Below are 19,655 nucleotides of genomic sequence, written 5' to 3'. Positions count from 1 at the left end.
AGGCTTTTTTGGTAGGTTAATGCTCATCTTTCTTTATGAAAAAGGGAGAGCGTGCAGGTCTTTCTAGCGGCGTAATATTGATAATGAAATAGCTAATAATCAATATTAGAATAATAATTGAGTAAATAAATGTATCCATAGGGTGGTCGTGTTCTACAATAATTAAGCGAATCATTGCTGTAATCCCAATGTAAATAAAGTAGCGCAATGGGAAGTGATAATCTTCTTTAAAATATTTAATAATCATTGTAATGAATTCAAAATATAAAAAGAAGATAAGAATATTCGCTAAAAATAGCTTATAATCTCCATCATTATTCTTGAATAATAAGATATTAAAAAACTCAAGTAGCTCTTTAAAGAGAGAAAAGGATAAAACAAGTGCCAACAGGACAAGACAAATATTTAAAAATAATTGTAAATATTTTGGGACAGCTTTGACGAGATACTCATAAGTAAAATAGTTTCGTTTCATTGAATGCCTCCATTCTTCTAAAGAATATATGCTGGCATTGTAGCATGTTAGGATGAATAATTATCGTATTTTTTGTTAAAATTTAGTTAAGAGCTAAAAGAATTTTTCCACAATAAATTAACGGTATGCTAAAATAGAGATGCGTAAATATCTATAAAAAGGGGTTTTTGATTATGGCAAAAGCAGCAAAAACAGATGCTAAAATTACACCTGAGCGTTTAGAGGAAGCGTTGAATGTACGTGATCGTCTAATTATCGAGCTATTAGTACAAGTATTGGATGAAAAGCTAGTAATTGAACGCCCAATTCTACGTGAGCGTGTTGGGAACCTTGTCGATCTTTCAGAGCATGATGAAGAGTTAAAAGAAACAATTCATGCCCTTGTGAATAAGCTGTAATACATGTAGAAAACAAAATTATCTTGATTTAGCAATAAAACGCTGCTAGATCAAGATAATTTTTTTGTGAATCATTAAGTAAAACGTTCCACAAGGTCATGCATATTCTCTGCCTCTGTATGTAATTCGACAGAGGAATGCATGATGGAGGTAACGGCTGATTTTTGTTCATCCACAGAAGCATTGATTTGTTCTGTAGCGGCAGCAGATTGCATGGCTACACTAGCGATTTCATTAATTGTCTGCACAACAACAGAGCGATTTTCGTCCATTTCTCCCATATTACTACTTAAAGAATGAAGATGCTGTGTGATATCTTGAATCGCATCTGCTAACTGGGTAAAGGCATGTTTAACTTCATGGATAGATGAAGTTTGATCTTGTGAAAGCTGTAGTGTATGCATCATTTTCGTATCGGCATTAACAGTATCACTTTCGATTCGTTGCAATAAATCTCTTACACGACTTGTCGCTCGATTCGTTTCCTCTGATAAATTTCGTACCTCTTCCGCTACAACAGCAAAGCCTTTTCCATGCTCCCCAGCACGTGCAGCCTCAATACTTGCATTTAGTGCCAATAAATTTGTTTGCTCTGAAATAGAGGTAATGGTTTGGACAACTTGTTGAATTTCAGTCATTTGATTTGTTAGGCTTGAGAAATTTGCCCGTAAATCTTCAATCACATTGGCGAATTCCATAGAATTTTGCTGTAAACTATCTATCTTTTTTCGCCCATTTTCTTGAGATTGGTTGATATCATTCATATGGTTTGTAATGGTATCGTATTTTTCGGTTGCTACAGAAATGAGTGTCGATAAATGATTTACTCTATTAATAGCTGTATCCGCTTCTTCTGCCTGATGAACAGCACCTTTTGAAATTTCTGTAATGGCATGGTGGATTTCATCGGTGGAGGCGGTAGTTTCTTCTGTAATGGCACTCAGCATTTCGGAAGAAGTACGCATTTTAAAGGCACTTTCCTTTGTTGTATGGACCATAGCGTGTAAACTCTGCTTCATGTTGTTCACGTTTTGTGCAAGTGTACCTAATTCATCATGAATAACAATTGGAATGTCTTCTCCAGTTAGTTTTCCCTGTGAAATATCGGAAGTTGTTAGCATAATACGGCGTATATAAGAAGTCATTCTACCAGAGAAATACCAATACAAGCCAACACCTAGTATTGTTGAGATCAGTGTCAGAGCCAATGTAGAGTATAGTACACGGTTTGTACCAGCATTGAAGTCCATTTCATATGTACCAGCAGCGATAACCCAGCCCCAATGCTTGTCGGTGATGGCATAGACAATCTTTGGTGCTTCCACATTTGGATCACTTTGGAGTGCCCAATCATATTGAACATAACCGCCACCTGATTTTGCTACATCAATTACTTCTTTGATGAAATAACGACCATCCTCCGTGTGAAAATCAGATAAATCTTGTCCTTCAAGGGAAGGGTGTGCAATGGCAATACCATTGTCCAAAAGTGCATAAAAATAAAACTCATCACCGTATGTGACTGGATTGTCAATAGAGCGTTTACCATCCTCTATTTTTTTACCTATCATTTGTATACGAGCTTGCTCCTGTGCTTCTGCTAGTGTTAGATACCCAGCTTGTACTTGGTCATCTAATTGTGCAATAAGTTCAACGAGCCCTAATGTTCCATTTTTCAAACTTTGACGACCTAATGTTTCTAATTCATTCTTGGCTACAAAGTAATTGACTGTACCAACAAGCACTGTCGAAAATAATATGACAATAACGGCTAACATAACAAGTTTAGCACGCACTGACTTCATCATAGGTAAAACCGCCTTTCTTTTTAAATCGTTAATTACGAGATAAGTATGAGATATATTTAATTATAATATAAATAATACCTATAAAATAGAAAATTCTGAAAAATTTATATTTATGATGGCTAAAGATGTATTTGGATAAAATTAAAAAGACAGAAAGGTTGTTAAATCAACATTTCTGCCTTTTGCTATTTATTCTTTGGGAGAAGCATTAGCCCCAATTGATTATTAATATACTTTATCACCGTTAAAAATAGAGTTTTTGACAATGACATAATCTACATTACGAATGGCATCTAGCTTCGTGCCACCAGCGTAAGAAATAGAAGATTGAAGGTCTTGCTGCATCTCGATTAATGTATCATGAATGCTACCTTTATGTTCAACGTACATTTTTTTACCTTCTACATTTTTACGTTCGCCTTTTTGGAATTCTGAAGCGGAACCGAAATATTCCTTTACGACTTTGCCATCTACTTCAATTGTTTGGCCAGGCGATTCTTCATGACCTGCAAATAATGAGCCAATCATGACCATTGATGCACCGAAACGAACAGATTTTGCAATATCACCATTTGTACGAATACCACCATCGGCAATAATTGGTTTTGTTGCTGCTTTTGAACACCAACGTAGAGCAGCTAATTGCCAGCCACCAGTGCCGAAGCCTGTTTTAATTTTAGTAATACATACTTTCCCTGGTCCGATACCAACCTTTGTTGCGTCAGCACCAGCGTTTTCAAGCTCACGTACTGCTTCAGGTGTGCCAACATTACCAGCGATAACGAAGCTAGTTGGTAAATGCTTTTTAATGTGTTGAATCATGCGAATAACAGCATTGGAATGTCCATGTGCAATATCAATTGTGATGAATTCAGGAACTAAATTAGCAGCAGCCAACTCTTCAACAAATGTATATTCTTCTTCTTTTACACCTACACTGATTGAAGCAATTAATTTACGTGCCTGCATATCTTTGATAAATTGAATGCGTGTTTCAGGATTGAAACGGTGCATAATATAAAAGTAACCATTCTCAGCAAGTTGAAGTGCTAGTGTATCATCAATGATTGTTTGCATGTTTGCTGGTACAACAGGTAATTTAAATGTGTGCCCACCTAAAGTAACAGTCGTGTCACATTCAGAACGACTTTCTACGATACATTTTGCAGGAATTAATTGAATATCTTCATAGTCAAATACATTATCCATTATATACACCTCTAAATACGAATATTTTTTTGTTTAAATTTAATAATGTTCGCCATTTGGTAATTTACACGATTTTTGAGTAAATGTCAAAGGTTTTGGAGAGAATATTTTTAATCCATGTAATTGCTAAAGTATTTTCAGTGTGATAAAATAAGAACGTACATTCTGTTGTTGGGTGTGCAAGCTCAAATATTAACTAACAAAGGGGTTTGGAAAATGGCTGTAGAAACATATTTAATTTTTAATGGTAATTGTCGAGAAGCTGTATCTTTTTATGAAAAAGTATTTGATACAAATAAATCGGATTTCACGACATTTGGTGAATCACCGCAAGACCCAAACTACCCAATGCCAGAAGAAGCAAAGAATCTGGTTATGCATACAAGGTTATCTATTTTTGGTAGTAGGGTGATGTTTTCAGATACATTCCCTGGTTCCCCATTTACGGTAGGAAATAATGTTACGTTAGCCGTTATCTCTAATGATGAAGCAAAATTGCGCCAAGCCTTTGAAGGTCTTAAAGAGGGTGGGGCAGTTAAAATGGAGCTACAAGAAACATTTTGGAGTAAGTGCTATGGCTCACTTGTAGATAAATTCGGTGTTGAATGGCAATTTAGCCACGAAGTATAACAAATAGAAAAATGCCAAGGCGTTTATGAGCGCTTTGGCATTTTTTTATATTAATATTTAAAACGATGTACATATGCTTGTAATTCATCAGCTAAATCGAGTAAAGCTTTAGAAGCAAAGGCAATATCCTGCATAGAGGATAATGTTTCTTCTGTTGAAGCAGCAACCTCTTCAGATGCCGCAGCATTCATTTTGGCATGGTCGGATAATTCAATAGCCGTTGCAGCCACTTCTTCGACAACAGCCGAAATTTCCTCCGATGCCGCAGAAATACCTTCTAACTGTGGTGCAATATTTCGTAAGCTTTCTACAATATGAGCAAATTTATCACTTGTCTCTTTTGTCAACTGTAAGCCATGCTCAACATCTGTAGATGCTTTCCCCATTGCTTGCACCGATTGGGCTGTATCCTGTTGAATCGCTGTAATTAGGGTGCTAATTTGCTCTGTGGAATGAAGGGATTGTTCCGCTAATTTCCGTACTTCATCCGCTACAACAGCAAAACCTTTGCCATGCTCCCCAGCACGTGCGGCTTCGATGGCTGCATTTAATGCTAATAAATTCGTTTGGTCAGAGATTGCTGTAATGATTTGTAAAATAGAGCCAATTTCTTGTGTACGGTCATAAAGCGATTGAATCATTGTATTTGATTGTGCTACAGATGTATGAATAGATGCCATTTGATTTACAGTTTGTGTAACAGTATGACCGCCATCTTCAGCAAGCTGAATGGCAGTGCTTGATAAATCAGATACTTGAGTGGCACTATCAGCAACTTCCACAACGCCACGTGCAATTTCTTCAACGGAAAGGGCATTTTGTTCAATACCAGTTGTTTGTTTATCTGTACTAATCGTGACTTGTTGCATAGCTTCAGCCACTTGCTCAGAGGTAGCAATATTTTGCTCCGCATTGGCGGATAGATTTTGTGCAGAGCTTTGAACATGTTGTGTACTTTGATCAACATTACGAATCAATTTTTTCAAGCTTACTTTCATGGCAATAAAGGCTTCACTAAGCTGACCAATTTCATCTTTTGAATGTACTTCAATGAACTCTGTTAAATCGCCATCACTGATTTTCAACGCACTTTGTTGGAGTAATTTAATTGGCGCAACAATCGATTTAATCATAAATAAGATGAAAATGATGCCGATGATGACAGAAGCTACAATAATAATAAGATTGATATTGAATGTGGCTGCAGCCAGTTCAGTAGCTTCTGCAGTAAACATTGTTCCGATTATTTTCCAACCAGTTAGCTCATTTGTAGCAAATAGGAAATGGCTGTCCTCTTCAACAATTGTCCCTGCATCTTTTGCATAAACTTGAGAAATATAGCTCTCTGTAGCCTCAGTGCCACTATCCTTATTTGGCTGTGTAATATACAGCTTTTGAGCATCTAGCAAAGAGGCAAAACCTGTTTCCCCAATGCGTATTTCGCTTGTAATCGTTGCTAATGTAGAAATATTCACATCTATCCCAACTACGCCAGAGCCATCAGGTAAGGCTTGAGTAATTGTAATAACCATGTCTCCGGTTGATTGTGTAATATATGGGGATGTAATAGATACTTGATTTTTACTTGCCATAGCCTGTTCATACCATGGCCTAGTTCGGGGATCGAAGCCCTCTGGATACTGTTGAGTTGGTGCATCAAATATTTCCCCATCAGCACTACCAATATAGACTAATTCGACTTCTGGATGCATATTCACATACTCTGTTAAAAGAGCTTTTAATTCGGGAACCTTATTTTCCTGTAAAGAGGCTTGATTGAATTTCTGGGAAAAATACTGAGCATCCTTTACTTTTGGCTCAATCATATTTGTAATATTTGAGTTGAGTAGACGAATACTCTCTGTTGTATTGGCTTGTTGCTCTATTAAAATTTGCTTTTTAGTACTTTGATAAGAAATTATGCCTATTAATAATGTTGGAATAAGAAGTATTACTAAAAATGAGAATATAAGCTTGGTTTTTAGACTAATTTGTTTCATATATGTATCATTCCTTTCGAAAATAATTATAATATACATTAATTGGCATGTTTCGGCATAATAAAATGTATTATTTAGATAATCTGAAATTATTAATTATTTTGAGAGATAAAAAGCTAATCAATCTTCTATAGTAAAAGAGCTTTTAGATTAAGTAGATTATAACATAAAGAGATGGAAAATTCAGACTATTTACAAGGGCTATATTCTAAATAAAAAAACTGAGTTCAGCTTTTGATTGAACTCAGTTTGATGAATTATTTAATTAAGCAATTAATATTTAAAGAAGCTCACTTGATTTTGTAATTCATCAGCCATATCAAGTAAGTCTTTGGCTGCGGCAGCTATGTCCTGTGTAGAAGAAAGTGTCTCTTCTGTTGAAGCAGCAACCTCCTCTGAAGAGGCAGCATTCATTTTTGCATGATCTGATAAGTCGATGGCAGTTGCAGCTACTTCCTGAACAACAGCAGAAATCTCTTCAGAAGCAGCAGAAATACCTTCTAGCTGTGGAGCAATATTGCGTAAGCTCTCCACAATATTCATAAATTTTTGTCTTGTGTCTGCTGTTAATTGTAAGCCAGTTTGAACATCTGTGGAAGCTTCCCCCATTGCTTGGACAGATTGAGCTGTGTCTTGCTGAATAGCTGTAATAAGTGCTGCAATTTGCTCCGTTGAATGCAACGATTGCTCCGCTAATTTACGTACCTCATCAGCTACAACAGCAAAGCCTTTACCATGCTCACCTGCTCGTGCGGCTTCAATGGCTGCATTTAATGCAAGTAGGTTTGTTTGGTCAGAAATGGCTGTAATGATTTGCAGAATCGAGCCAATCTCCTGTGTGCGACTATAGAGTGATTGAATCATTTCATTAGATTGTGCAACAGATGTATGAATGGATTCCATCTGATTAACAGTTTGTGCAACAGTATGACCGCCATCTTCAGCGAGCTGTATTGCACTTCCAGACAAATCGGCTACTTGTGTGGCACTATCAGCTACTTCCACAACACCACGTGCAATTTCCTCAACAGAAAGAGCATTTTGTTCAATACCAGTTGTTTGCTTGTCTGTACTAAGGATTACTTGCTGCATAGCCTTCGCAACTTGCTCGGAAGTTGCGATATTTTGCTCTGCATTAGCAGATAAATTTTGTGCAGAGCTTTGAACATGCTGTGCACTCTGATCGACATTACGAATTAATTTTTTCAAGCTGAGTTTCATCGCAATGAAAGCTTCTCCAAGCTGACCAATTTCATCCTTAGAATGTACCTCGATAAAGGTTGTTAAATCGCCCTCACTAATTTTTAGTGCACTTTGCTGAAGCTGTTTAATTGGGCTAACAATAGATTTAAGCATGAAGAGCATAAAAATGAAACCTACTATAATTGAGCCGAGTGTAACAATGAATGTTACATTTAAAGTCGAAGAAGCTGCTTGTATTGCTTCTGCTGTAAACATTGTTCCTACGACTTTCCAGCCAGTGATTTCATTTGTTGCAAATATGAGTTGACGATCTTTTTTACGAATCAAACCAGATTCTTGTTTGTAAATTTCGGAAATATAACTTTCTGTAGCTTCAGAGCCACTTTCTTTATTTGGATGTGTAATGTAAATTTTATTGTGATCTATTAGTGATGTAAAGCCTGCTTTCCCAATACGTATGTCGTTTGCCATGTCATTTAAGATAGAAATATTTAGGTCCAATGCAATGACACCTAAATTATCTGGAAGGGTTTTCATTACCGTTACCACAATGTTATTTGTAGATAATGCAATATATGGAGCAGAAATTGTTACATTTCCTTTATTGTCCATTGCTTCTTTGTACCAAGGTCTTGCACGTGGATCATAATCACTAGCATAGTCATGAACAGGTTCATCAATTATTTTACCATCGGCAGTCCCGATATAAAGTAATTCTATCTCTGGATGTGTGCTTATGTATTCCTGGAAAAGATTTTTAAGCATGTCCTTGTTTTCGGCTTGTAAAAATGTTGAATTAATTTTTTTTGAGAAATATTCAATATCATGAATTTTAGGTTTAATCATATTCGTGATATTAGAGTCTAGCATACGCACACTCTCGGTGGTACTTAATTGTTGCTGCTCAAGTATATTACTTTTAGCACTCTGATAAGAGATACTACCAATTAATAATGTTGGGATAAGTAATATGGTTAAAAATGAGAAAATTAGTTTTTTTCGAAGACTTATACGTTTCATTTAATATTGTTCCTTTCTGCTATCATGTAGTGTACAATGATTCTTTTGCCAAAAAAATCATCATTAAAACATTCTATCAGAAAAGACAAGGATTGTATTTGAATTTTTTTGATAATTTAGACATGTGATATAAGTTGAATGGCTAGGTATGTAAATATGTGAAAATGAGCAAAATAGACTTAGCAATTTAGGTAGAAAAGTGCTTTTAAGATAAAGTATAATGACAATACGAACAAGCCGTAGACTAAATGAGTCGGAGGGATTTTATGATTCAACAAATTGGGCAAGTCATGTTATATGTTAATGACCAAGATGCAGCACTGAAGTTTTGGACAGAGAAGATTGGGTTTGTAGTAGTCGCTGAACAAAATGAGGCAGGTATGAGATGGATTGAAATTGCTCCTTCAACAGAGGCCCAAACGTCTTTCGTGCTACATAATAAAGAGGTGATTGCAAAAATGCAGCCTGAACTAAATTTAGGAACCCCCTCTATTATGTTTTATGCGAATAATATCGAGGCGTTGTATCAGGATTTTCAAACAAAGGGCATTAAAGTAGGAGATTTAGTAACGATGCCAATGGGAAGAGTATTTAACTTTGCTGATCCTGAAAATAATTATTTTGCGTTGATAGAAAAATAACCACAATAAAAATCTGTTTGCCTTTTATATGAAAAAGGCAAACAGATTTTTATTTATTTCGTACATAACGGCCTTGTTTTGCTTTACTGCAAATCCTTTCCAATGATGCTGACGGTTTGTCGAGCGATGATAAATTCTGTACCATTCCATTTTAAAATATTCTCAACATAGCCTAATCCGTCGGCATGATATCTTCCTGCAATGGCTTGAATCGCGAGCATCTCATAAACACCATCACGTTCAAAGTCAATTGGATATAGCCCGCCAATTGGGTCAACCCATCCTTCAATCGGTTGTTTTAATATACCATCTTTATTGTAAATTTCATTTAAATAGTCTTGCCCCTTATAGTGTAGATCAAGAATATAGCGTTTTTTAGGGTTGGCACTACGAACAGCTACCTGATAATGATTTTGATAGTTAACAGTGTAGCTCATTTTTTGATTAAAGGATTCAGCATCAAAAATCGAGCGTATCTTGCCGTCTATAAAGGAAAATAGCTCACCATTAATAATACCACCACTACCACCTGTGTCAGAAATGACTAAAATATCCTCCAGATGATTGTTTGTAAAGTCTCCTAAAAATAATGTTGGATGATATCCTACATTTTGTTGCAATGGTATTTGTTCAAATAGTCTTGTTTGACTGTCAAAAATAACAAGAGTAAGATCTCGCCATAACGGACTATCAGCAGATGAAGTGCCCATTAAAAAGATTGTTTCAAAAAGACCATCACCATTAATGTCGCCAAATTTCGTTTGAATAACCTGTGGCGCTATACTAGTCATTTACACACCTCTTTCTTTAGTGTTAGCATATGTTGTGAATAGAATGTGGTGCATGAAACATTCAAAGTTACGCTCTATACACAAATAGAAATAGTCTCAAATCTTAGAAAATAGATAAATATTAGAGAGAAGGAGATTTTTTGAAGGAACTATTTATTAAAACAGAAAGACAACGGTATTGGCTTCAAAAATTAGCCACCATTGCAGAGCCGATTAAAGCTGGTGCCACAGAAGTAGATGAGAAAGCACATTTTCCCTTTGAAGCCCATCGACTGTTATTACAATTAGGTTATCCGAAGTTAACCTTGCCTATGGAGTATGGTGGGGAAGGATTCACAGTATATGATATGGTGCTCATTCAAGAAACGTTAGCAAGCTATGATGAAAATAGTTCATTGTCGTTAGGGTGGACATTGGGAGCTGTAGGCGAAATTTACGAAAGGAAAATTTGGTCGCCAGCTGTATTAAAAACCATTTCCCAAGAAATAATGAAAGGCGCTATTATTAATCGTGCTGCCAGTGAAGTAGCGACAGGAAGTCCAACACGTGGAGGAAGACCACAGACAAATGCTGTTTCGGTAAAAAAGGGTTGGCGATTGAATGGTCGCAAAATTTTTACAACAGCTGCGCCTGTATTAGATTATTTTTTAACATCTGCTTGGATTGAAGAAAAGCAGCAAGTTGGCTTTTTTTTAATTCCGAAAAGTACAGAAGGCTTATCCGTAGAAGAAAATTGGGATATGGCGGCAATGCGTGGTACAAGTAGTCATGATATAGTGCTACAAAATGCCATTGTTCCAGCCGAATATTTAGTAGAATTAGTCGACCAGACAAATGCTAAAAAGGTGAGTGGTTGGTTATTGCATATTCCAGCTACTTATTTAGGGATTGCCCAAGCTGCCCGTGATTATGCTGTGGATTTCGCAAAACACTACCAGCCAAATAGTTTACAAGTGCCCATTAGTACACTACCAAATGTGCACCAGCTTATTGGTAATATGGAATTGAAGCTGCAGCAGGCTCGTTTTGTTTTGTATGGTGCTGCGGAGGCATATGATGATCCAGCAAGGCGACCATTGCTGGTGAATGAAATTGCCGTAGCCAAACATACTGTAACGAATTTAGCTATTCAAACTGTCGATCAAGCAATGCGAATTGTAGGAGCGAAGAGCTTACAATTAACATGTCCATTGCAGCGACATTATCGCAATGTTCGTGCAGGGCTTCATAATCCACCAATGGACGATATGACGATTCAAAAATTGGCTCAATCGGCTATTGATAGCTAAAGAATATTTAAATAATGAAAGGCAGAAAGATTGATTTAACAATTTTTCTGCCTTTTTAATCTTACAAAAATTCATTTTGAAAAAGACATATTGAATAGTCTCTTCGCATTACTGAGGAATCAAATGTGTTAACGTATCAATTGCATAAATATGCAATTTGTGCATAGCTCTTGTACAAGCTGTATAAAAGTAATTTCGTTCGGTTTCTCTTGAATAAGTAGTATTAGAGGCATTAAATAGTAGGACAGCATCGAATTCCAGCCCTTTTGCCATATACACAGGCAGTAGTAAAATTCCTTTTTTCAGTTGCTTCGTTGTCGATGTAACGAGCTGCACTTCTAAATAGGGGTGCAATTTATCATATGCTCGTTGACATTCCTCTGCTGTTTTACAAATAATCGCAATGGTATCGAATTGAGAGGTTAAGCTATTTACCCTTTCTACTTGCTGTGTAATTAAATCATCCTCATTTGTGACTACTGTAATGGTAGGCTCAGTGCCATTTCGATTGAACGCCTCTATCGTAGCCTCTGTCTTTAAAATCTTACTCGTGAAATGAATAATTTGCTTGGTAGAGCGATAGCTTCGTGTTAAAACCATTTTCGCTACTTGTTCACCATAAAGCTCAGGTGCTAACAAGGAGGGATTATGGAATGTATGTGGATGAATGGTTTGATGCCCATCCCCTAAAATTGTCATGCGAGCATAGGGGAATAATTGCTGTAGTACATAAAGCTGGAATGGTGAATAATCTTGTGCCTCATCAACCAGTACATGGCGGATAGTGGTATTTGTTCGTTGCCCTTCAATTTTATCCTGCAAATAAATGAGTGGCGCAATGTCCTCGTATGCAATAAGTCGTTTGGTTAGATTATTTTGTGTATAATGACAAATTTCCTCCCATTGAGGGGGAAGTGAGCCAGCATGTTGATGTGTAAAGAATTGACGATAAATTCCTAAGAGATGTACAAATTTTAATTGAGTAACAGAGCGACGTAATGGCATAAATTGCTTTTGGACAATTTGCTTGGCTAATGTACGACGTTCTTGCTCAAAATCATCGAATGTATCTTCTGCAAAACGACCCTCCTGTAAAAGCTCGCTATAGGTTTTTGTATATTCCTCCGTTTCTAATAAATCGCTTTCCTCCTCAACCCACTCCTTATGTCGCTCAGCCTTTTCGATAGCTGTTAAACATTGCAATAACCATTCCTTGACGAATTGTAGGCGATTAGGGATAGAAATAGCGGTATCTAATGAATAAAAGTATTTTGTAATTTCCTGTGCTGTAATAATGCGTTCGCCACGAAACACGATATTTTTAAATAGAAGCCCTTGTTTGGATAGATAGCCGAGATATTGGTCTAATAGTTGACGATAAGCATGACTAGCTTTAAAGGTAATCGCATGGAGCTTTGTTTGATAGCGAGTGTCATCTTTTTCACTCAATAATGATTCTAGTTGCTCATATGGATATTCTAGCTGAAATTGACGACCTAAACGTTGATTTGCATAGTCAGAAAACGTGAGCTGTTGCATATTATCCTCGCCTAAATCGGGCAGTACAGCATTGACATACTGATTGAATAATTGATTAGGCGTAATTAAAACAATTTGGTCAGCCGTTATTTGATTGCGATAGTGGTAGAGTAAATAAGCAATTCGTTGGAGTGCTACAGCCGTTTTTCCACTGCCAGCGACACCCTCTACAATGAGGTGAGGTGTTTGAACATGGCGAATAATTTTGTTTTGCTCGGCTTGGATTGTGGCAACAATGCTTCGAATGTGCTCATCTGCATTTTGGGCAAGAATATTGCGTAGTAAATCGTCCCCAATCGTTAAGCCTGTATTAAACATAGCCTGTAATTGTCCATTTTTGATGATAAATTGCCGTTTTAGTAGCATGTCTCCTTGAATTTGCTCAGTGGGTGTTTCATAATGTGCTGGCCCAGGCGTATGGTCGTAATACATACTCGCTATTGGCGCACGCCAGTCATAGATTAAGATGTCATCCTGTTTTTCATCAAATAAATTTGCCACACCGATATAAACTTGAAGTGGCTCCTGCTGATTTTGTGGTAAAAAATCAATACGAGCAAAGTAAGGTGATTGCTGTAAGCGGTCATATACTTGAATGCTTTTGACAATATGCTGTTGTACCACCTCAGAGCCAGATAGTAGCTCGGCTTGCTGCTTCATTGTTAAATAGGTTTCCTCGATGTCACTGAATGTATCAAAGTTGATTCTCACATCATCCCAAAAGGTTTCTTTTAATGAAATAACATTGTTCTGTAAGCTTTGCTCTCGTTGTACAGCTTCTTCTCTTTGTTCACCAATAGCTTGTAGACATAATACAAGATAATTTCTTTCTTGGATTTCATCAGCATGCTTTGTCATTGCACATCACAATCCTTTCCGTGGCATATATAGCTAGGAAACTTATCATACTGCGAATTGGTGGATAAATATAGTCTAAAAATAATTGCAAAAATATGTTATAATAAGAGTATAAGGAAGATGTCTTTAGGGGGTAGTCGGATGAAGTATGAAGCGAAGCAACCTAAAAATAACGTAGTCATTCCTCTAACTTTTGGCTTTACCTACATGATTACTACTTTAGGTGATAGTTTATTCATTACCACATTATTTGGTCTTTCGATATTCATATGTTTGGTAGGTCTTATGGTGAGATATGAATTCTTTATTGAAGAAGATGAATTATTTTTTAAAGTGAAGATTTTTAACATAGTTGTATTTTCAAAGCATTTACGTTCCACTGAAATACAACAAATTCATTTTAAACGCTATGGCTGGGCAACAAAGGGAGCGTCTATTATTGTAAAAAAGGGTATGAACTTGCGCATTCTTCATTTTAAACAACAAGAGGTGCTATCACATTGAGAAAGCTTTGCGAAAATGAATCATGTAAAGGTTACAAAAACAAAAGATTATTTTAATATGAGTAAATACCAAGCAGTTTAGCATACGTTGTAAATATTTTAAGCCCACTAGATATATTGTATATCTAATGGGCTTTTGCTATGTGTCCTTATTTTGTATAGTTATCAAAATAGCCTTGAATATAAATCATTGGTGTTCCTTTGTCACCTGAGCCTGAAGTAAGGTCAGAAAGAGAACCGATTAGGTCTGTTAGGCGACGAGGTGTTGTGCCTTGTGCAGCCATTTGCCCTGTTAAGTCTTCATCTTTATTTTGAATATATTCAGAGATGGCTGCTTTTAATTCGTCACCACGCAGGTTGGCAAAATCGTTGTCCGCTAAATATTTAAGCTTTACTTCGTTTGGCGTACCATCTAAGCCTGCTGTATAAGCTGGAGAGACAACAGGGTCTGCTAGCTCCCAAATTTTACCCACAGGATCTTTAAATGCACCATCGCCATAAATCATGACCTCAACTGTTTTACCTGTTGCTTCTTTAATTTTAGCTTGGATACCATCGACAATTGGCTGACAAGTATGAGGGAATAATTTAACGCTATCCTCCGTCGCCTTGTTAGAGCCGAGTAATCCATATTCTTCATTAAAGCCAGAGCCATTAATCGATGTTGCTAAAATATCGTCAAGGCTATATACCTTTTCGACACCATTAGCTTTTAATAGACGCTTTGTACGGAAGCGAGTATGAATATCACATGTTAACACGTATTTTGTATAGTCTAAAATTGTTTTAGCATTGTTTGAGAAAATGACTTCACAAGTAGCTCCCTCAGCCTCGATTAATTCTTTATAGTATTCGATGTAATCCACACCTGTAAATGTATGCTTTTTGTAGCCGAAATGCTCACGGAATTCAGCCTCTGTTAATGTGTCCGTCCATGGGTTAATCCCTTTAACATCTAATTCATCAATGTCTACGAGGTGATTTCCTACCTCATCAGATGGATAGCTCAACATCAGCACGATTTTTTTCACACCTTTTGCAATACCACGCAAGCAGTTGGCAAAGCGATTACGACTTAAGATTGGGAAAATGACACCCACTGTTTCGTCACCAAATTTAGCGGCTACATCTGCTGCGATATCATCAATCGATGCGTAATTCCCTTGCGCACGGGCGACAACGGATTCTGTTACTGTAACGATATCACGGTCTTCAATTGAGTAACCTTCTACTTTTGCTGCATTTAATACGGTATCAACGACGATTTGCTCAATTTGATCGCCCTCATTAATGATAGGGCCACGAAGCCCTCTTACTACTGTACCAACTACACGTTCCACGTTTATCTCTCCTTCTAAAGCACATGATGGTTTTACTATACGCTCGTTTAATGATATAAGTAAAATTAATAGTTTATATAATAGATATAAGGAGTAGTTATATGATAGGCAAACTTGATTTATATCGTGTATTTAGTATTGTCGCAAAGCATCATAGCTTTTCAAAAGCCGCAAAAGAATTATATATGACACAGCCCGCTGTTAGCCAAGCGATGTTACAGCTAGAAAGAGAGCTAGATACAAGACTTTTTAATCGCAGCCCGAAAGGTGTGACGCTAACAACAGAAGGAAATCTTCTGAACGAATATATTCATTCGGCATTGCGACTTGTAGATGCTGGCGAAGAAAAATTGCTTGAATTTAAAAATTTAACAACAGGGCAATTAAAAATAGGCGTAGGGGATACTATTTCAAGATTCTTTCTATTACCATATTTAGAGGCTTTTCATACAATTTATCCTAATATTAAGCTTCAAATATTCAATGGTACAACAGTGGAAATTTGCCAATTTATTAAATCAGGTGAGGTAGATGTGGGATTTTGTAATTTACCAATAGAGGAGCCGACTTTTCAGTTAACCATTTGTACAGAGGTGCAGGATGTCTTTGTCTGTGGTGAAAAGTATAAAACATTAGCTCAAAAAAAGATTAACTACGAGGAGCTTCTAAGGTTTCCATTGATTTTATTAGAGAAAAAATCGAATTCGAGAAGGTATATCGAGAATTATTTACTGACAAAGGGTATTCAAATTGAGCCAGAATTTGAGCTTGGTTCACATGACCTTGTGCTAGAGTTTGCACGTAGTAATTTAGGCATTGCTTGTGTGACGAAGGAATTTTCCCAAGATTATCTGCAAAGAGGATTTTTATATGAGCTGACGCTTGTAGATAGTATTCCAGCCCGTCATATCGGTATGTGCTATGTAAAAAGCGTGCCATTATCACGTGCAGCCATGAAATTTGTTGAAATGGTGGAACATAAACATATCCAAATTAAAATTTAATGTGAGGTTGGACATTGAACTGACATATAGCCATGTTATAAAAAGTTGGGAGGATATGCGATGACAAAAATATTAGTTGTTGAGGATGAGTATGCAATCAGTCAAGTATTAAAAGCCTATTTAAAAAAGGCAGGCTATAATGTGGTACAGTGCTTTAATGGTGGACAGGCACTTGACTTATTTGAAATAGAGAAACCTGATTTAGTGTTGTTGGATATTATGCTACCTGAGAAAAATGGCTGGCTGATTTTACAAGAAATTAGAGAGAGTAGTGCCTGTCCTGTGATTATGTTAACGGCATTAGGCGATGTCGAAAATCGTTTAGATGGCTTCAATCAAGGGACAGATGATTATATTGTTAAACCATTTATAGCCGATGAGGTGGTGGCGAGGGTAAAAGCTGTATTAAGACGTACAGAGGGACAGCAGGAAGACAATGCTTTGCAGCGTTTTGGTGGGCTTGAAATTGATAGAAAAGCCCACCGAGTAGTACTGCATGGACAAGAAATTATTTTGACGCCAAGAGATTTGTCTGTGCTGTTGTTTTTAGCAGAGCATCCAAATCAAACCTTTACACGTGATCAATTGATTGAGCAAGTATGGGGTTGGGATTATGATGGCAGTGATCGAGCAGTGGATTTAGTTGTGAAGCGATTGCGCAAAGCCCTGCATAATTGGAGTGAAGCAGAAGGGGAAATAAAGACATTACGTGGATTGGGGTATCAGCTAAGTGTTCCAAAAAAATAAACGCATTCCGTTAAGGCAATATTGGACGACACGTTATGCATGGACATTATTAATTGGTCTTGCCATTATTTTTTGTAGCTCGGTGCTTTGGATTCGTTATACAACATTAGAAAATCGGCTGGAGCTTATGACATTTTTAGCGGATGAAACGGTTTCCCGCTTAACAGAGAATGGTGGAGCGATGGGCAATATTCCTAGTTTTATCGGCGAGCGTGAACGATTGAATATGAAGGATATTAATCCTACGCTTTATATTGTGGATATGGAGGGGAATTTAATAACGAGTAATCGCCCCACTCCACCGAGAAATATGAAGAACATACTGGATAAGCAAGAAGAAATTCAACAGCAGAAAATCACACTTAATGGACGAGAGGTAGTAGAGTATGTCGTCAAAAGAAAAATCGAGCTGGACAATCAAGTGGTCGGTTGGGTATTAGTCATCGATAAAAAAGAAAATTTAACACGAGTCAATCAGGCATATGGGCAATTAGCATTATTAATTGGCACGTTAGCATTAATAGGCTGGGGCGCTATTTATTTATTGTCGAAGCGGTTAGCGCATCCGATTAAACAAGTGGCAGAAGCAGCAAAAATGGTGCAGGAGGGACATTATCAATTTGATTTACCGCAAAATTATAAAGAGGCTGAAATCTATGAGCTGGTGACTTCCTTTAAAGAAATGGCGATGCGGCTAGAGCAATTAGAAAAGACAAGGACAGAGCTTTTAGCTGGTGTAACACATGAATTAAAAACACCTGTTACCTCAATTAGTGGATTGCTACAAGCGGTCAAAGATGATGTTGTGACAGGTGAGGAAGCTACTGAATTTATTCAAATGGCATTAGGTGAAACGGCAAAAATGAAAACAATGGTTGGTGATTTATTGGCTTTTAATCAATTTGCAGTCGGTGCTATACCCGTTAAGCTAAAAACAATCAATGCCAATCAATTAGTCCGTGATGCAGTGATTCAATGGGAGGTGATGCAAGATGATGAAGCTGTTAACGTGTACATACAGCCTCTCGCATCAGCTATAGATGTCCATGCAGATCATATAAGGGTACAGCAAATTATTACAAATTTACTAACAAACGCTAGACAAGCTATGCAAGCGGGCATAATTACAGTTACGCTGCAAGAACAAGAGGAGCATATATCCATTTTTGTACAGGATACAGGCTCAGGTATTGCACAAGAAGAGCAGTCCTTTATTTTTGAACGTTTTTATCGAGGAGAGCAGAAAAAGTATGCTGTTCGTGGCTTAGGCTTAGGGCTTCCTTTAAGTAAAATGATGGCACAGTCTATGGGAGGAGACTTACGATTAGTCGATAGTCAACCATCAGGCACATGCTTTGAAATCACCATTCCAAAAGCTACTACATGTTAAAGCATGTGGTAGCTTTTTTGCATTATTTTACCTTGACATTTTCCTGACACATTCGGACTTTATAGTGAGAAATGTAAACGAAAGGAGTGAACACAATGCCTATTATGACATCATTTAATCCAAATGGACGTAAGGAAATCAAGCAAGCCATTTCCTATGCACAGTACGCCATGTTAAAAATGAAGCTACAGCATGTGATGCAGCGAGACCAACATGCTGGGCCAAATGGCAAATATTTAATTCGCAGCATGTATTTTGATAACTTTGCCAACAAGGTGTTAAACGAGAAGAAAGAAGGCTATATTCATCGTGATAAATACCGAGTACGCATTTATGAAAAATCAGCAGATATGATTCATTTAGAGCGGAAAAGTAAACGTAATAATTTAACGTATAAATCGAAATGCCGTATAGCACAGCAAGAATATGAACAAATGTGTAGCGGGGATATTGCATGGATGGAGCAGGATGAGCGTGTATTGATTCGTGAGCTGTATCAGGAAATGAAATATAACCAAGTTAAACCTGTTACAGTGGTGGATTATGAGCGTGAGGCTTATACTTACCCATTTGGTAATGTGCGTGTAACGTTTGATAGTAAGGTACAGTCGAGTTTACGCAATACAGCTATGTTCAATAAGGATTTACCAATGGTGGATGTTCTTGAACCGAACTTAGTCATTTTAGAGGTAAAGTATGATGAGTATTTACCTGATGTGCTGAAGTACTTACTACAATCTGTAGATACGAGAGCAGAGGCTTATTCAAAATATCAATTGAGCCGTATGTACGGTTAAAGGGAGAGATGAT

The 19,655-nt window shown here is 37.0% G+C and carries 17 protein-coding genes; 9 read left to right on the top strand and 8 right to left on the bottom strand.

Annotated elements, in window-relative coordinates:
* Positions 1-16: 16 nt before the first annotated feature.
* Positions 17-475, bottom strand: a complete 459-nt coding sequence (gene psiE, locus OPF91_RS16125) for a phosphate-starvation-inducible protein PsiE (protein WP_264989958.1) — start codon at positions 473-475, stop codon at positions 17-19.
* A 173-nt stretch (positions 476-648) separates the two neighbouring features.
* Between psiE and OPF91_RS16120 the strand changes: the two genes are divergently transcribed.
* Positions 649-873, top strand: a complete 225-nt coding sequence (locus OPF91_RS16120) for a phosphate-starvation-inducible protein PsiE (protein WP_264989957.1) — start codon at positions 649-651, stop codon at positions 871-873.
* A gap of 74 nt (positions 874-947) precedes the next feature.
* Here the strand turns inward: OPF91_RS16120 and OPF91_RS16115 are convergent, their stop codons facing one another.
* Both OPF91_RS16115 and guaC read right to left on the bottom strand, forming a co-directional pair.
* Positions 948-2,681, bottom strand: a complete 1,734-nt coding sequence (locus tag OPF91_RS16115) for a methyl-accepting chemotaxis protein (RefSeq protein WP_264989956.1) — start codon at positions 2,679-2,681, stop codon at positions 948-950.
* Between the two features lie 225 nt (positions 2,682-2,906).
* Positions 2,907-3,890: a GMP reductase gene (gene guaC / locus OPF91_RS16110; RefSeq protein WP_264989955.1), complete on the bottom strand. Its 984-nt coding sequence runs from the start codon at positions 3,888-3,890 to the stop codon at positions 2,907-2,909.
* Positions 3,891-4,106: 216 nt separating this feature from the next.
* Between guaC and OPF91_RS16105 the strand changes: the two genes are divergently transcribed.
* Positions 4,107-4,520 carry a VOC family protein gene (locus OPF91_RS16105; RefSeq protein ID WP_264989954.1) on the top strand — a complete coding sequence of 138 codons (414 nt, stop codon included), beginning with the start codon at positions 4,107-4,109 and terminating at the stop codon, positions 4,518-4,520.
* A gap of 50 nt (positions 4,521-4,570) precedes the next feature.
* Here the strand turns inward: OPF91_RS16105 and OPF91_RS16100 are convergent, their stop codons facing one another.
* Entirely contained in the window at positions 4,571-6,520 is a 1,950-nt protein-coding gene (locus OPF91_RS16100; RefSeq protein WP_264989953.1) for a methyl-accepting chemotaxis protein, read from the bottom strand.
* Positions 6,521-6,793: 273 nt separating this feature from the next.
* The gene (locus OPF91_RS16095) at positions 6,794-8,743 is read right to left on the bottom strand and encodes a HAMP domain-containing methyl-accepting chemotaxis protein (RefSeq protein ID WP_264989952.1); all 1,950 of its coding nucleotides are present in this window, start codon (positions 8,741-8,743) and stop codon (positions 6,794-6,796) included.
* A gap of 266 nt (positions 8,744-9,009) precedes the next feature.
* Here OPF91_RS16095 and OPF91_RS16090 point away from each other — a divergent pair, with 266 nt between their 5' ends.
* Entirely contained in the window at positions 9,010-9,384 is a 375-nt protein-coding gene (locus tag OPF91_RS16090; protein ID WP_264989951.1) for a VOC family protein, read from the top strand.
* Positions 9,385-9,467: 83 nt separating this feature from the next.
* On the opposite strand, the gene OPF91_RS16085 is transcribed toward OPF91_RS16090, so the two are convergent.
* On the bottom strand, positions 9,468-10,175 hold the full coding sequence (locus tag OPF91_RS16085; protein ID WP_264989950.1) for a YybI family spore inner coat protein: 708 nt from the start codon (positions 10,173-10,175) through the stop codon (positions 9,468-9,470).
* A 140-nt stretch (positions 10,176-10,315) separates the two neighbouring features.
* On the opposite strand from OPF91_RS16085, the gene OPF91_RS16080 reads away from it, so the two are divergent.
* Entirely contained in the window at positions 10,316-11,464 is a 1,149-nt protein-coding gene (locus OPF91_RS16080) for an acyl-CoA dehydrogenase family protein (protein ID WP_264989949.1), read from the top strand.
* Between the two features lie 108 nt (positions 11,465-11,572).
* Here the strand turns inward: OPF91_RS16080 and helD are convergent, their stop codons facing one another.
* On the bottom strand, positions 11,573-13,861 hold the full coding sequence (gene helD, locus OPF91_RS16075; RefSeq protein ID WP_264989948.1) for an RNA polymerase recycling motor HelD: 2,289 nt from the start codon (positions 13,859-13,861) through the stop codon (positions 11,573-11,575).
* 141 nt (positions 13,862-14,002) lie between these two features.
* Here helD and OPF91_RS16070 point away from each other — a divergent pair, with 141 nt between their 5' ends.
* Positions 14,003-14,365: a hypothetical protein gene (locus OPF91_RS16070; protein ID WP_264989947.1), complete on the top strand. Its 363-nt coding sequence runs from the start codon at positions 14,003-14,005 to the stop codon at positions 14,363-14,365.
* A 148-nt stretch (positions 14,366-14,513) separates the two neighbouring features.
* On the opposite strand, the gene OPF91_RS16065 is transcribed toward OPF91_RS16070, so the two are convergent.
* The gene (locus tag OPF91_RS16065) at positions 14,514-15,704 is read right to left on the bottom strand and encodes a coenzyme F420-0:L-glutamate ligase (RefSeq protein WP_264989946.1); all 1,191 of its coding nucleotides are present in this window, start codon (positions 15,702-15,704) and stop codon (positions 14,514-14,516) included.
* 101 nt (positions 15,705-15,805) lie between these two features.
* On the opposite strand from OPF91_RS16065, the gene OPF91_RS16060 reads away from it, so the two are divergent.
* The 4 genes from OPF91_RS16060 to OPF91_RS16045 all read left to right on the top strand — a co-directional run bounded on the left by OPF91_RS16060 (position 15,806) and on the right by OPF91_RS16045 (position 19,642).
* Positions 15,806-16,708 (top strand): LysR family transcriptional regulator, encoded by a 903-nt coding sequence (locus tag OPF91_RS16060; RefSeq protein WP_264989945.1) that lies wholly within the window; start codon positions 15,806-15,808, stop codon positions 16,706-16,708.
* A gap of 60 nt (positions 16,709-16,768) precedes the next feature.
* Positions 16,769-17,455, top strand: coding sequence for a response regulator transcription factor (locus OPF91_RS16055; protein WP_264989944.1), 687 nt, complete (start codon positions 16,769-16,771; stop codon positions 17,453-17,455).
* Entirely contained in the window at positions 17,439-18,845 is a 1,407-nt protein-coding gene (locus tag OPF91_RS16050) for a HAMP domain-containing sensor histidine kinase (protein WP_264989943.1), read from the top strand. The genes OPF91_RS16055 and OPF91_RS16050 overlap by 17 nt, the downstream gene beginning before the upstream one ends.
* A gap of 95 nt (positions 18,846-18,940) precedes the next feature.
* Positions 18,941-19,642, top strand: coding sequence for a polyphosphate polymerase domain-containing protein (locus OPF91_RS16045; protein ID WP_264989942.1), 702 nt, complete (start codon positions 18,941-18,943; stop codon positions 19,640-19,642).
* Positions 19,643-19,655 lie beyond the last annotated feature (13 nt).

It is taken from the genome of Lysinibacillus piscis (assembly GCF_026012395.1).
GTDB lineage: Bacteria > Bacillota > Bacilli > Bacillales_A > Planococcaceae > Lysinibacillus > Lysinibacillus piscis.
Note: the sequence above shows the minus strand (reverse complement) of the source record. Positions and strands in the feature narration are given on the sequence as shown.